14 protein-coding genes and 1 tRNA gene are annotated in these 14,658 nt (G+C 34.3%); 5 read left to right on the top strand and 10 right to left on the bottom strand.

The annotated features are described in order from the left end of the window. Positions 1-4: 4 nt before the first annotated feature. From WFZ85_RS01840 to WFZ85_RS01815, 6 genes are all read right to left on the bottom strand, one after another. Positions 5-709, bottom strand: coding sequence for a DUF2490 domain-containing protein (locus WFZ85_RS01840; RefSeq protein ID WP_342694576.1), 705 nt, complete (start codon positions 707-709; stop codon positions 5-7). A gap of 8 nt (positions 710-717) precedes the next feature. Beyond that, entirely contained in the window at positions 718-1,422 is a 705-nt protein-coding gene (locus tag WFZ85_RS01835; protein WP_342694575.1) for a TerC family protein, read from the bottom strand. Between the two features lie 2 nt (positions 1,423-1,424). Further along, on the bottom strand, positions 1,425-2,069 hold the full coding sequence (locus tag WFZ85_RS01830) for a leucine-rich repeat domain-containing protein (protein WP_342694574.1): 645 nt from the start codon (positions 2,067-2,069) through the stop codon (positions 1,425-1,427). Between the two features lie 132 nt (positions 2,070-2,201). Beyond that, positions 2,202-3,002 (bottom strand): Fic family protein, encoded by an 801-nt coding sequence (locus WFZ85_RS01825; protein WP_342694573.1) that lies wholly within the window; start codon positions 3,000-3,002, stop codon positions 2,202-2,204. Positions 3,003-3,020: 18 nt separating this feature from the next. Beyond that, the gene (locus WFZ85_RS01820; protein ID WP_342694572.1) at positions 3,021-3,797 is read right to left on the bottom strand and encodes a DUF2490 domain-containing protein; all 777 of its coding nucleotides are present in this window, start codon (positions 3,795-3,797) and stop codon (positions 3,021-3,023) included. A 51-nt stretch (positions 3,798-3,848) separates the two neighbouring features. Further along, positions 3,849-4,511, bottom strand: a complete 663-nt coding sequence (locus tag WFZ85_RS01815; RefSeq protein WP_342694571.1) for a hypothetical protein — start codon at positions 4,509-4,511, stop codon at positions 3,849-3,851. 211 nt (positions 4,512-4,722) lie between these two features. Between WFZ85_RS01815 and WFZ85_RS01810 the strand changes: the two genes are divergently transcribed. Continuing rightward, entirely contained in the window at positions 4,723-5,991 is a 1,269-nt protein-coding gene (locus WFZ85_RS01810) for an acetyl-CoA hydrolase/transferase family protein (RefSeq protein WP_342694570.1), read from the top strand. A gap of 723 nt (positions 5,992-6,714) precedes the next feature. Here WFZ85_RS01810 and gpmI read toward each other — a convergent pair. Together gpmI and WFZ85_RS01800 are read right to left on the bottom strand one after the other, a co-directional pair. Further along, complete coding sequence (gpmI, locus tag WFZ85_RS01805; protein WP_342694569.1) at positions 6,715-8,241, bottom strand: 2,3-bisphosphoglycerate-independent phosphoglycerate mutase; 1,527 nt, start codon at positions 8,239-8,241, stop codon at positions 6,715-6,717. A 41-nt stretch (positions 8,242-8,282) separates the two neighbouring features. Continuing rightward, entirely contained in the window at positions 8,283-10,739 is a 2,457-nt protein-coding gene (locus WFZ85_RS01800; RefSeq protein ID WP_342694568.1) for a DUF5916 domain-containing protein, read from the bottom strand. Between the two features lie 191 nt (positions 10,740-10,930). Here WFZ85_RS01800 and WFZ85_RS01795 point away from each other — a divergent pair, with 191 nt between their 5' ends. Further along, the gene (locus WFZ85_RS01795; RefSeq protein ID WP_342694567.1) at positions 10,931-11,638 is read left to right on the top strand and encodes a murein L,D-transpeptidase catalytic domain family protein; all 708 of its coding nucleotides are present in this window, start codon (positions 10,931-10,933) and stop codon (positions 11,636-11,638) included. Here WFZ85_RS01795 and WFZ85_RS01790 read toward each other — a convergent pair. Beyond that, complete coding sequence (locus WFZ85_RS01790) at positions 11,627-12,070, bottom strand: GNAT family N-acetyltransferase (RefSeq protein WP_342694566.1); 444 nt, start codon at positions 12,068-12,070, stop codon at positions 11,627-11,629. The two genes, WFZ85_RS01795 and WFZ85_RS01790, sit on opposite strands and share 12 nt — an antisense overlap. A 123-nt stretch (positions 12,071-12,193) precedes the next feature. Between WFZ85_RS01790 and WFZ85_RS01785 the strand changes: the two genes are divergently transcribed. After that, a tRNA-Gly gene (locus WFZ85_RS01785) sits at positions 12,194-12,266 on the top strand. 29 nt (positions 12,267-12,295) lie between these two features. Here WFZ85_RS01785 and pepE read toward each other — a convergent pair. Beyond that, positions 12,296-13,006 (bottom strand): dipeptidase PepE, encoded by a 711-nt coding sequence (pepE, locus tag WFZ85_RS01780; protein WP_342694565.1) that lies wholly within the window; start codon positions 13,004-13,006, stop codon positions 12,296-12,298. A 115-nt stretch (positions 13,007-13,121) separates the two neighbouring features. Between pepE and WFZ85_RS01775 the strand changes: the two genes are divergently transcribed. Beyond that, a complete protein-coding gene (locus tag WFZ85_RS01775) occupies positions 13,122-13,880 on the top strand; it encodes a hypothetical protein (protein ID WP_342694564.1) in 759 nt (252 codons plus the stop codon). Further along, the gene (locus WFZ85_RS01770; protein WP_342694563.1) at positions 13,877-14,641 is read left to right on the top strand and encodes a hypothetical protein; all 765 of its coding nucleotides are present in this window, start codon (positions 13,877-13,879) and stop codon (positions 14,639-14,641) included. The genes WFZ85_RS01775 and WFZ85_RS01770 overlap by 4 nt, the downstream gene beginning before the upstream one ends. Positions 14,642-14,658: the final 17 nt, after the last annotated feature.

Genomic DNA, 14,658 nt, shown 5'->3' with positions numbered 1-14,658 from the left:
TTAATTAGTCATTTGTTGATGGATGAAAATCATGCGCTTCTTTTTTCTTTAAATCAAAACTATATAATAGCGCTATGTTAAAAAAGGCGCGACCCGTTTCGTCATTAATTTTGTAATCAAACTGATGAATATAGCCTGTTTGCACAGCAAAACTTTCAGAAAATTCATAACCGCCACCTATAAATAAACGGTTTCTTTCGAAGAAAGGTTCGTTGTCAGTAAAGAAAATCTCATTCCACGCCGATAGATAAAAAGTTTTCGGCTCTATTTTTTTTCCTTGCAGTGGCACGACTGCTGATAATCTATATCTAAAACGATTTCTATAACCATTGGATGTAAATCGCTGCTCAGCACGATAGCGATGTTCAAAAATGATATAATCAAAGGGGTTTTTTAAATTAGCTTGTACCCAAGTTCTAATTTCGTTATTCTGCATTGGTCTTACAAAATTTCCTCCTTCGCTATAGGTGTTGTAATCTCCAATTCCAGTGGTAACCGAAAAATTAGTTTTAATTTTATAGCTTACACCTACCTTTAATTCTTGATAGTGAAAATTATCATAAAAAGATAAACTTCTAATTTGACCTTCGGTAAAAGCACTCCATTTCGAATTTATTTTCATGTTTATATTGAGTATATTCCATGAACCAAGATCGTTTTGAGCAAAGGATGTGCAGACAGCGAAAAGAAAAAAAATAATCTTCTTCATTTTGATTTTTAGGAAACCGTATTATTGGGTTTGATTGTTTTCATTTGTATCACGTCAACTAAAAATGCAAATGCCATGGAGAAGTAAATATATCCTTTTGGAATTTCAAAATGAAATCCTTCGGCAATCAGCGAAACACCAATCATCATTAAAAAGCATAATGCTAAAATTTTAAAAGAGGGATGTTTTGAAATGAATTCGCTTATGGGTTTTGAAGCTACAAGCATTATTAATACAGTAACAATTACTGAAGTATACATAATCCAAAGTTCATCGACCATTCCAACAGCGGTGATTATTGAGTCTACAGAAAAAACAAGATCTAAAATGATTACCTCAAGTAAAAGTTTACCAAAGGTTCCTTTTTTGGGCAATTCGCCTTCGTGTGATTTAGCAACCTCGGTTTTATGATGTATTTCTTTTGTACTTTTATAAATTAAAAATAAACCTCCAACAATAAGAATTAGTCCTTTTCCTGAAAAATCGATTTCAAAGGCCGTAAATAAAGTTTTATCCAGTTTTAAAATCCAAGTAATAACAGCTAGAAGGCATAATCTCATGACCATTGCTAATCCAATACCATAAAAACGGAGCTTGTTTCGCTGACTTTCTGGTAATTTATCGGCTAAAATAGAGATGAAAATGATGTTGTCAATTCCTAAGATAACTTCTAACGCAATAAGGGATAATAGAGGGATTAAAACTTCTGTCATGTTTATTTTAAATTGATTTGAAAACCAAAATTTACGTTATTTAATTCTGGAAGATTTGGGTTTACAAGGTTATCTTTTAGGTCTAGATATTGCAAATGTTGCAAACTCATGATAGGTTTGGGTAATTCTTTTAATTGATTGTTGTTTAAATATAAAAATTCAAGTGAATTTAATTTTTCAAATTTTTTTGGTAATGATTTTAAATTATCATTCTCCAGATGCAGTTCCTTCAAACGAGGAAGACTGGCAAGTATATCGATGTTTTTTTCCAAATCAAATTGTTTCTCGTCATTAAGGTATAAAACTTCTAGTTTAGATAAACCTTTCATGGTTTTTGGTAAAGTCTTAAAATTATTTCCACTCAAATCCAATATCTTCAATTTATTTAATTTAGATATTCCATCTGGAATTGAATTTAAATTGTCATTTTTTAGACTTAAATACTCCAAATTGGTAAAAACTTCCCAGTTTATGTCTTTTAGAACTATATTTTGGTTACTTAGGTCAAGACTAATTACCTTTTCTGGTGTTAATAGTGCTTCATTTAAGTTGAAAAATTTATTGGTGCTTGGCACATTTTCTATTTGTGCAATAACTGATGTATTGCCTAATATGAAAAAGGTTATAATTAGAACAATACATTTCATGATTTTAATTTTAGAATTTCACTACGCAAAGATAATAGTGTTACTATTAAAAATAAACAGTAAACTTTTATTTTAACATAGATTTATAATATTAAAATTGTCGATTTGTAACCTGTTCAAAAGTAAAACAAACTATTCTGTATTGTCCTGTAAATTTTCTCTTGATTTGCCAATTTCGTTGATGCTATTATAAAGGAGTTTAGCATTAACTAATAATCGGTCGAGTTCTTGTTCAAAAAATTGTGCGGTGTGTTCGTTCCATGTTTTTGGATTTTTATCAAGTGCTTTAAAACTTTTTCCTAGTGTAGTGATGTATTCTTTTTTTTCGTGAACATCATTTATAAATATAGGAGGATATAAATCATACATTAAAATCCAATTTTTTGCAATTCTTGTTATTCTACCATTTCCGTCAACAAATGGATGAATTCTAATTAATTCGTGATGAAAATAGATGGCTTTGATTATCGGTGTTTTAATAGTTTCTAGTTTATAAAACAATTCCGAAACTAGACTACCAACTTTATTGGGTTCTGGACAAATATGTGCACCAATTTGAACGGTAGTTTTTCTATAACTATTGGGATGAACGCTATTGGTTGCTGGCGATATTAATCGAAGTAGTTGAAATAGTTGAATTTCTTTTTCAAAATTATTATGTACAATAATTTCTCCGATAACAAAATCGAGCGATAGCTTTAAGTTTTTTAAATACTCTGCTACTTCCTCTTCGTTTTGTGCTTCCATTTGAGCGTTTTTTATACTTAAAAGCTCTTTTAAATTATGCATTCCTTCCATGTAAATATCAAGAAGATCATCGTCTAAATGAAATCTACTATATATAATCAATCTGTAAATTGATTTTACGATGCGATTAATTTCGTTTAGTTTCCCTTGGTTTATTACTATTGTTTCAACTGGCAGTAGTTCCATTTTGTCGTTTACAAAAGGTTATTTTTTTTTCGTTAAATCAAAATTAAAGTTGGTGTTAATGATAAATCCATGATTGTTCTGAAACACATTTCTTTGGTCAATTTCTCTTCCTAGTTGTAAAGTTTGATTTAAATAACCCGCTTCAATTCTTAGGGTAGAATCAAATCGATAGCCAAGTAATAGTCCAATCCTGTTTTGATCAAAAACATTTTCATTTACATTTTTTCCAAATCCAATAAATAATTCATTGTAAGCGGCTAAGTAGGCTGTTTTATCTTTTATTTCATTACCTTTTAGTGGCATTTGAACTCTAAACATGTAGCGCAAACGGTTTAGAAACAAGTAATCATCTTCTACTGTTAATGTTGGTTGGGTATATCTTCCAACAAATCGTTGTTCGAGCATGAAACGATGCGACAAATCAAATTTTGAGATTTTATCAGTTATTGTGATCATTTGAAAGGCACGATGTTCTGTAAAATCTTTGCCAAAACCATTAATAGGATAATCACCATAAGGATAGGTTTCTATCCACGCATAACCTAATCTTAGTTGTATTTTTGGATTTATTTGATAGTTGACACCAACACGCAATAACCCTTGTTGTTTATCAGTGATGAGATTGTCTCTGCGCCACTGATATTCCGAATGGATGCTGAATTTTTCATTTAATTTGAATGTTCCAAAATAATTATACCAACCAATGGTGTTATTGTCATTCAGTCGTGTGTTTTGAGCTTGTACTTCAAGTAGCGAAGTACATAAAAGTAGCATTAGTAGTAAATTAATTTTCATAAAAAGTAGATTTAGAAAAAAAGGGCTGAAAGTTTTCAGCCCTAATTTAAACTATTTTGGAGAAAAAGGCAGAGATGATTTATGCACTATAATCCGCAACTTTCCATCTTTCCCTTTTTTGAAAACCCACGTTTTATCCACCATAACTTCTTTTCCATTTTTATCAGTAACCCAAACGTTACCCATCGTTATCGCTATAGAACCATAAATTTGAATACCTTCATTGTTTTTTCCAGCATTATCATATCTTGCTTTTACCCAAGGTGTCAAGGCAAAACCTTTGTCATTTGGATAATTGGGGTCACCACCAACGAAGTAAGCCAAAGCTCCTTTTTTATCATTTCTAAAAGTTTGGTCTCCATAGGCTAGTGTAGGTTTAAAAAACACTTTCCCAAAATCATAGTTGTAAGCCTCAGATAAAACTTGATTGGCAAACGCTTTATAGTCGCCACCTTCTTCTTTAATTTTTCCAATTTTTACTAAAGCGTCGCACCACGCTTGCTGTGCAGCATTTACTTCGTCATAAGTAATAATGGTTTGCGCGCCTTCTTCAACATATACTAATCCTAATTCATCAATTACTTTTTGAACATCGCTACTGGTTTTTGAAACAATTTTATCAGCCTCGTCTTGAACTTTTTGCGAAGCTTGATTACACGACGTTAATACTGCAGAAGTGATAGCTAATCCTAGAATAATTTTTTTTGCATTCATAGTTGTAAGTTTTTTAATGCCTACCTTTTACACAGTGTTCGGCTAGTCTGCTTTTGAAATTGGTTGTAAAAATATAATAGTAATACTATTAACATTAATACTTTAACTTTTAGTTCTGAAACTTTAACTTTTATTTGAATTTTTTAATCATGAGAAATGTCATGTTTTTACATTAACTTTCGCATTATTTTTGAATACAAATTGTTTAGTTATGAGTAAATATGTCACCGCAGCAGAGGCTGTAAAAGTTATTAAGTCAAATAGCAGAATTTATGTGCAAGCCGCAGCGGCAACGCCTTCCATTCTAACAAAAGCAGTAACAGAACGCGCAGCCGAATTGCGAAATGTTGAGGTTTGCCATTTGCATACCGAAGGTGATGCGCCTTATGCCAATCCAGATTTAGCCGAAAGTTTTCATGTTAACTCTTTTTTTATAGGCGCCAATGTGCGTCATACGCTTACCGCAGGAAATGGTTCTTATACGCCTGTATTTTTAAGCGAATTGCCCTCTTTATTTCGTAAAAATGTGGTGCCTTTAGATGTAGCATTTATCCATGTTTCGCCGCCAGACAGACATGGTTATTGTTCTCTTGGCGTTTCTGTTGAAGCTACTGTGGCAGCGATTGAAAACGCAAAAATTGTCATTGCACAAGTCAATCCGCAAATGCCAAGAACTTTTGGCGATGGTATTATTCACGTTTCCGAGATAGATTATTTGGTGGAAGTTGATGTGCCCATTTTTGCTCACGAAGAGTTGCCCTTTTCCAAAGAGGAAGAGCAAATTGGTAAATATGTGGCTTCGTTAATTGAAGACCGAAGCACGTTGCAAATGGGAATTGGGTCGATTCCAAATGCAGCGTTGGCGCAATTAAAAAACCATAAAGATTTGGGATTACACACCGAGATGTTTTCAGATGGTGTGATTGATTTAATAGAAAGCGATGTGATCAATTGCAATTATAAAGGCACACTGCGAGGAAGAATTTTAGCCACATTTCTGATAGGTTCAAAACGATTGTATGATTTTGTGAACGACAATCCGTTTATTGAAATGAAAGAATCTTCCATGGTGAACGATACAGCACGTATTCGTAAAAATCCCAAAATGGTAGCCATCAATTCAGCGATAGAAGTAGACGTCACAGGACAAGTTTGTGCCGATTCTATTGGTGCAAAAATGTATTCTGGCGTTGGCGGACAAATGGATTTTATTCGTGGAGCCTCATTAAGCGAAGGCGGAAAAGCCATTATCGCCTTACCATCAATTACCAAAAGAGGGGAAAGCCGAATTGTTCCTTATTTGAAACAAGGCGCAGGTGTAGTGACCACGCGTTCTCATGTGCAATACATCATTACCGAAAATGGTATAGCCGATTTATATGGTAAAACACTAAAACAACGCACAGCCGAAATGATTAAAATTGCACATCCTAACCATCAAGAAAGTATTGAAAAGGCGTATTATGATATGTTGAAATAATAAACTTTATCAAAGGAATTTTAGTACAGAGACTTTTTGAGAAGGTAATCTGATAGTGCATTTGTGATTTTTGTATAGAAAAAAACCAGATTAGATATAGCTTTTTTTAGTTTTATCTGATATTTGATTGTTGACCGTTATTGGAATAAATTGCAAATCCCCGTTATCTGGGTTTACAATAAATACTGAGTATATAAATTCAAAAGTTCACTCGGCAATTTAGATACTCAGTATCTAGCTCCAATTGACTTCGGTTTAACCCACATACTCAGTTTTCAACCCCAATATAATCCGCGGGAAGGTAAACGCGCTGCGTCTAGCTCCAATTGATTTTGCGGGAAGGTAAACGCGCTGCGTCTAGCTCCAATTGATTTTGCGGGAAGGTAAACGCGCTGCGTCTGGCTCCAATTGACTTTGCGGGAAGGTAAACGCGCTGCGTCTAGCTCCAATTGATTTTGCGGGAAGGTAAACGCGCTGCGTCTGGCTCCAATTTAGTTCGCGGGAAGATAAACGCGCTGCGTCTAGCTCCAATTTAGTTCGCGGGAAGGTAAACGCACTGCGTCTAGCTCCAATTGATTTTGCGGGAAGGTAAACGCGCTGCGTCTAGCTCCAATTTAGTTCGCGGGAAGGTAAACGCACCGCGTCTAGCTCCAATTTAGTTCGCGGGAAGGTAAACGCGCTGCGTTTAATAATAAAAAATACTTTTACTTGATGTTTATATATTTACAATCCTACTAAAAGTGACTTCCCAGTCATTACAACGGGTTTTTCAATGCCCATTAGTTCTAAAATAGTAGGAGCAAGGTCGCCCAGAACGCCATCTTGCACTCTAATCTGGTCTTTATCAACCAAAATAATCGGCACTGGGTTGGTGGTATGCGCCGTGTTTGGTGAGCCATCAGGATTAATCATCGTTTCACAATTGCCATGGTCGGCAATGATGATAGTAGTATAATTGTTTTCTAAAGCGGTTTCTACCACTGCTTTCACACAAACATCTACGGCTTCACACGCTTTGATAGCGGCTGCCATTACGCCAGTATGTCCTACCATATCGCCATTGGCAAAGTTGAGACAAACAAAATCAACTTCTCCTTTTTTAAGTTCAGGAACTAAAGCGTCTTTTAATTCAAAAGCGCTCATTTCGGGTTGCAAATCATAGGTAGCCACTTTTGGAGAGTTTCTCAAAATGCGTGTTTCTCCTTGAAAAGGTATTTCTCTACCGCCAGAAAAGAAGAAGGTAACATGCGGATATTTTTCGGTTTCAGCAATTCGAATTTGCGTTTTATGGTGTTTTTCTAATACTTCTCCCAGCGTTTCCGTTAGGTTATCCTTGTCATAAATCACATGAACATTTTGATACGTATCGTCATAATTGGTCATGGTGACATAGTATAAATTCAGTTTGTGCATATTGAATTCATGGAAATCTTTTTGCGAAAGCGCTTCCGTCAACTCGCGTCCTCTATCGGTTCTAAAGTTGAAGAAAATCACCACATCGTCATTTTGAATAGTAGCCAATGGTTTACCGTTTGCATCAACAGCAGTTAATGGCTGAATAAATTCATCGGTTACATCCTCAGCATAACTAGTCGCTATGCTTTCCACGAGATTAGTAGTAGGTTTTCCGGTTCCGTTAACGACCAAATCATAGGCTAATTTTACACGTTCCCATCGTTTATCTCTGTCCATAGCATAATATCGACCAATGACCGAAGCAATTTTAACAGAAGTATTTTGAATATAATTTTCTAAATCTTGAATGTATCCTTTACCCGATTTTGGATCCACATCTCGACCATCAGTAAAAGCATGTACAAACACATTTTTTAAACCAAAATCCTGCGAAGCATCAATTAATCCGCGAAGATGTGAAGTGTGTGAATGTACGCCACCATCAGAAACCAATCCTAAAAAATGAACCGCTTTGTTATGGTCTTTCGCATATTGAAAAGCATCGAGCAAGGGCTTTTCGTTGTTCATGGCTTTATTGGCGACAGCCAAATTGATTTTGGCTAAATCTTGGTACACAATTCTACCTGCGCCAAGGTTCATGTGACCTACTTCGCTGTTTCCCATTTGACCTTCGGGCAAACCTACGTTGAGACCATCAGTTCTTAGTTGCGCATTGGGATATTTTGTATAAAGGCTATTTATAAAAGGGACATTGGCGTTGTCAATAGCAGAAACTTTGGGATCGGGTGATTTTCCCCAACCGTCCAAAATCATTAGAATAACTTTTTTGTTCATTGGTACATATTTTGAACAAAGTTAAGGCTAAAATTTGTTTTTTAGAAACGCTGTCTTGTGGAAGGCTTAGTAAATGTTTTAGAAAGTTGTAATTTTTTTAATGAATTATAATCAATAAAATAACGAACACTGATGGAGAAAATGTGGTTCAGATTTTGTGAATTGACGGCATCATTAAAATTGGAGTTGAACTCTCTTGAAAAATTTCTACTAAATAGTTGCGAGTTATTTCGATATAAAACCGTAACCTGACTGCCAGGAGTAAACCACCAAACATAGGAAAAGTCTAAATTCCATAGATTTAAATTTGTATTTCGGTTTGTGGTAAAGTCGTTATTTGGCAGTAAACTTCCGTCATTTTGTAACGTTAAAATAGCATCATTAATGGCGTATGACCAGTAATGACGCAAGTTGAGGTTAAAGTTCATGGTTTCATTGACCGAGAATTTACCTTGAATGGTATTTTCAATTGTTATTCTTTTTCTTCGAGCAAAAATAGAATTATCGTTTTCGTCAAAGGCAATCCAACCCACATCATTATTGGTTCGGTCGTAAGTAAAATTATAAACTAACGAAAATTTATCACTGAAACGGTAACGAGGATTAATCAAAAAGCCATAGTTAATCCAATCTTTTTCAAAAAATTTGGTTACATAAGGATTTAAATCGATGGCAAATTTCCTGTTGAAGTTAGATGAAAAGTAAACAAAACCGCCAGCTGAACCGGGAAACATTACAAATCTTCCTTCGCTGTTGGCACGAGGTTCATAGAAATCAGCCACTTCTAATGGTCGCGATCTGACACCAAAACCGAAATAATCATTTTTTTTAGTGGTTAAATCGGCTCCAATCCTTGTGTTATTTTGCTGCAACATTCCCGTTCTGTTGTCAAACTCGATATAATTATTAAAGTTGACACTAAAAGAATTGAAAACTTTGGTAGGATTTAAAATTCTATAGCTTTGGTTGAGATAAAGTCCATGATAATTTGTTTGAAAATTTATTCCAAAGTCGTTATTATCATAATCTCTTGAGACATAAACACCACCAGTATTAAAACGGTATTTTCCTTTTGTTTTTCCAAAATTGAAATAAGAACTCATTCCTTTTTTATCCTCAAGATTGGGTTCTTCGTTAACATAACTGTATTTAAAATCTCCAGCGATATTATAGGAGTTAGACCTTGTATTTAAGTCCCAAACTAAGGCAGAAACATTAGCATCTCGAAAATCGCCATTCCGAACAACATTAGTATTAACAAAAGCGATGGAAGAATTTTTACGAAATCGTTGATCCAATACCATTATATTAAAATTGGTGAATGGCGCAATTTGCTTTACTCTCGTTTCTCCTGTGTCTTCATTTCTGATGATGACATTAGTGTTTTCAGTCATTGCGTTGAGAACTCCAATACCTAAACCGCCTTTAGTTCGTCCAGAAATTTTAGTGGCATTAATTAATCCGATGGCACTTGGGTTCTCAATGACAGTTTCGTTATCCGCAATGTCGAAAGCAGGAACTTCGCCAATTCGTCGGGAATAAAAAAGATTTCCTTTGTTAAACAAATCGGTTCCTTCCGTAAAAAACGGACGGTTTTCCGCAAATTGTTGTTCAAAAGCGGTTAAATTTAAAATGACATTATCAAATCGTACTTGCCCAAAATCGGGCACTAAAATAGCATCAAGAGTGAAAGCATCTGTTAAGCCATATTTTATGTCTAGACCACCGCGGAATTCACCAATTGTTTTTTGGGAAGCATTTCCAGATAAATAAGTAGAGGCATAGGGAATCAAAAATAAACGGGTAGGAGTTTTAATGTTTTCAATTCCTTCTAATATTCCCGCCTGAATACTTTCGTTTGTAATTTGGTTACTGATTAAACTCCATGTATTTTGGCTGCGATCTTGTCTTACTTCCCGATAAAAATTTAAACCCCATACTTGCTTTTGAGCTTCAGGAAAACGCAGTGCTGCAAAAGGAATTTTCATCTCCACAACCCAACCTTTATCTGTAATTCTGGCTTTGCTTTCCCAAATAGCGTCCCAAGTAAAATCTTCGCCAGTAGTTTCAGTATAAACACCATCTTGTTGAACTCCTGCAGCGCTTACAAAAAACCGGAATTCTTGTTGACCATCATTAAAACCATTTAAAAAAATACCAAAATGATCGGCAGTGGCAAAATCATCGCGTAAAGTAAATTCGGAAAGAATTTCTTTCGGTTGATCATCACGCATGAAGGCGGCTACAAAAATTGCTTCATCGGTGTAAACAATTTTAACTTCGGTGTCTTTATTGTCTGGGATTAGCTTTCCATTATCTGGAAATAACTCTACAAAATTTTTGGCAACAGGAACATTTTGCCATGCACTTTCATCAAATTTTCCGTCAATGGTTATCTTACTATCAATCCTTATAGCTTGCAGCGTTTTTTTCTGACTACAAACAGTGCCCGAAAAGAGTAGCGCGTAAAAGAAAAAAAGGTAAGAATACTTGGGCATGTAATAGTAAATTGCGGAAACAAAAATAACTATTTAATTGATATTTACAAGTCTACGTGATGAACCAAAACCTTTTTTTTTTTTTTTTGTATTAATTAAGTTTTACTTAAAAAAGTGAAAAATATTTTGAATCGGTACATTAGGATGATATATTTGCCTCAACCAAAGCTATTTTAAACCTATTGAAACCAATGAATTACAAACATTTCTACGCGTTGTTTTTTCTTTTGCTGATGTCTTTCAGTAGTTTTCCTGATAAAACAATAACAGCAATCCCGGCAATTAAAGCAGATGAAAATACTGTTTCTAAGAGTGTGATTGTATACAATCAATTAAATCCAAATACTTTTCAACTTCCCAGTTTAGAGAGTTTTAGTATTGCTTTGAACGGTTTTTATCTTCTGAAAGAAAAGGGATTAATTCAAAAGAATATTTTGACTTTAGTTGACTTTAGCCTTTCATCAAACGCAAAAAGAATGTGGGTTATTGATTTAGATAAAAATTTAGTTTTGTTTCAAACTTTAGTGGCTCATGGTAGAAATACAGGTGAAGAATATGCCAAGGAGTTTTCGAATAAAGCAGAATCGTATCAAAGTAGTGTAGGATTTTATGCTACCGCTGAAATTTATACCGGAAAGCACGGTAAATCTTTAAAACTTGATGGTTTAGAAAAAGGTTTAAATGATAAAGCCAGAGAAAGAGCGGTTGTTATTCACGGTGCTGAGTATGTTTCAGAGTCGTTTATCAAACAAAACAAACGGTTAGGAAGAAGCCAAGGTTGTCCAGCAGTTCCCATTGAAATGAATAACAAGATTATTGAAGTAATTAAAGATAAATCGTGTTTGTTTATTTATCATCCTTCTGCGAAGCAACAAATTTTAACCAAACTAGTTTCTTAGTTTTTTGTACATTACAAAGTGTAACCCAACGTCTTTGATGTCGAATGAATTTCCTATTATTGAGTAACCCATTTTTTCATAAAATCCAACCGCGGTTACCCTGGCATTGAACCAAATTAGCTTTTTATTTTGAGACATCATTTCCATTTCGCAATGAGCTACTAATTGTTGACCGAAACCTTTTCTTTGATTTTTTTCTAACACAGCCATACCTCTAATTTGTATTTGTTCTTTTTCTTCAAAAAGAATATTTTCATTCTCATAAACCGAAATTACTCCTTGAATTTTCTCGTTTTCAAATAATCCATAATGAAATGTTGTTGGTAAATCATCTCCTTCAAAAAAGCAACTTTCAATTGGTTTTCCTTGTCGCAAAACGGGTTGTCTAACTTCGTAGGTTTGTGAAACGGCAATCCCTTTTACTGTTATCATGGTACAATTTATGTTTAACACAGTGGTCTTGTTTAGGTTAACTTGTTGCAAAGCTGCAAACAAATTTTTTATAAAAAAATTTGCACCTAAGAAAACAAATTACATATATTTGCACTCACAAAAGCGGAAGTAGCTCAGTTGGTAGAGCTCCAGCCTTCCAAGCTGGTTGTCGCGAGTTCGAGCCTCGTCTTCCGCTCTAAACCTCAAACGAAAGTTTGAGGTTTTTTATTTTCCTAGAAAAGCTAAATCATTTTCTGGTTCAATTTCCGTTGGGGTTTCATTTTGTCTAAAAATTCTAGCTGACAGATTTCCTTTTAAAATTATTTTTTCGCCAGTAACTTCGAGCCAACTTCCTTCGCGCAAGCCCAAAACAGGAATGGTATTAAAATTATGAAACTCTTTTATCCTAGTTTCGCGTGTTTCGCCCATGTGTTTGCTTTGCAAATCAGCATCAAGATAATGCGGGTTTAGATTAAACGGCAGTAAGCCCAGTGTTTTAAAACTTGGCGGATAAATTATAGGCATATCATTGGTAGTTTGCATCGTCAAACCCGCAATATTGCTTCCTGCACTTGAACCCAAATAAGGTGTTCCGTTTTCAATAACTTTTGCCAAAACATCCATTACTTTATTTCCGTACAATTGACTTACCAGTAAAAAAGTATTTCCACCACCGGTAAAAAGTCCTTGTGCGCTCTGAATTGCTTCAATAGGATTATCAAATTCATGCAAACCTTTTACACTTTTGTTTATTTTGGCGAAAGCCAAACGAACATTTTCGGTGTAATCATCATGAGAAATTCCTCCAGGACGAGCATAGGGAATAAATAAAATTTCCTCGCATGCCGCAAAATGTTGCTCTAAAACAGGTAAAAGATAATCTAGGTATTTTCCGCCATGTAAAGTTGACGTACTGGCAATAATAAGTTTTTTCATCACTGATTTTTTAGTAAATCAAAAGTACAGTTTTTACTCATTTTAATTTAACATATTTTTACAATACTATAATTAAAAATTTAGTCAATTTTGGGTATCGGGAATTTATTTTCTTATGATGAAACTAATATGGATGGTTTTATTTTTAAATGTGCCAATTTTTGGGTTTTCTCAATCGTCGGACTTAGTTTTTTTGAGAGGAAAAGTCATTAGTGCCAGTAAAGAAGTTAAAGATATAAATGTGATCAACCTTCGTTCGCAAAATAGCACAATTACAAACGACAATGGGAATTACTCCTTGTTTGTAAAAATTGGCGATACCTTACAATTTTCGGGTTGGCAAACCAGAACAAAAAATCATGTCATTCATGAAGCCGATTTGTCAAAAAAATTGTTGGTTTTACATCTCGAGCCACAAGCTATTCCTTTGGACGAAGTAACGATTATTGACTATAAAAATATCAACGCGGTGTCGCTAGGAATTTTAGAAAAGCCAGCAAAAAAATATACGCCAGCCGAAAGAAAATTAAAAGTAGCAAAGGATTTTGATGTGGGTTTTTATGAAATTATGGTGCCCAATATTTTTTTTAGTATTGACCCAATAATTAATGCTATATCAGGACGAACAGCAGCGTTAAAAAAAGACCTCGAAATTGAGCGTAAACAGGCTGTTATCAAAAACATTGAAATACTATACAACGATACTTTTTTTATTGAAAAACTAAAAATTCCCAGTGACTATGTGAAAGGATTTTTATTTTATGTTTCAGATAGTGAGGAATTAAAAAAGGTTTTGCCGACAAAAAATAAAACAAAAATCGAATTTGTATTGGTTAAATTGTCAAAAGAATATCTTCAAATTAGTAAACAATGAGGAAGCATTTTCTCCTATTTTTTTCTTTATTATGTTACAGTTTAGTCATTGCTCAAGAGGATGAACTACATTTTATGAGGGGAAAAGTTATTTGTGAAAATATCGATTTGAGTTCGGTCATTATCGAAAATCAACGTTCGCAAAGTATCGTCAATCCCGAAAGCAATGGTAACTTTTCATTGTTTGTGAAAACAGGCGACAAACTTGTTTTTCGCGGATTGGCAGTAGACACAAAAACAGTTGAAATTTCGAAAGAAGACCTTTCAAAAAAAATAGTAACCATTACCTTGTTTCCTAAAGTTATTCCACTGGAAAATGTTGAAATTAAAACGTATCCTAATATTAATGCTGTTTCGCTAGGGATATTAGAAAAACCTGCAAAAAAATATACGCCAGCCGAAAGAAGGCTTGCCGCAGCGGGAGAATTTCATTGGTACAGTCCGTTGTTAATACCATTAGGAGGAATGAGTGTTGACGGTTTGATAAATGCTATAAGTGGCAGAACGGCAATGCTGAAAAAGGAACTTGAAGTAGAGAAAAAGGAAATGCTCTTAAAAAAAATCGAATATCAGTTTGATTTGGAATTTTTTACCAATGATTTAAATATTCCTCAAGAATACGTCAAAGGATTTTGGTATTTTGCCATTGAAGAACCGCGATTAGTGGCAGAAATTAATGCTAGAAATAAAGCCATGTCAAAATTTATTTTCGCTGAATTGGCCACAAAATATTTGGAATTACTCCATTCACAAAGCAAATAGTTTTATTACTTTTGGAA

The sequence above is a fragment of the Flavobacterium aureirubrum genome, from assembly GCF_038739835.1.
Taxonomy (GTDB): Bacteria; Bacteroidota; Bacteroidia; order Flavobacteriales; family Flavobacteriaceae; genus Flavobacterium; species Flavobacterium aureirubrum.
Note: the sequence above shows the minus strand (reverse complement) of the source record. Positions and strands in the feature narration are given on the sequence as shown.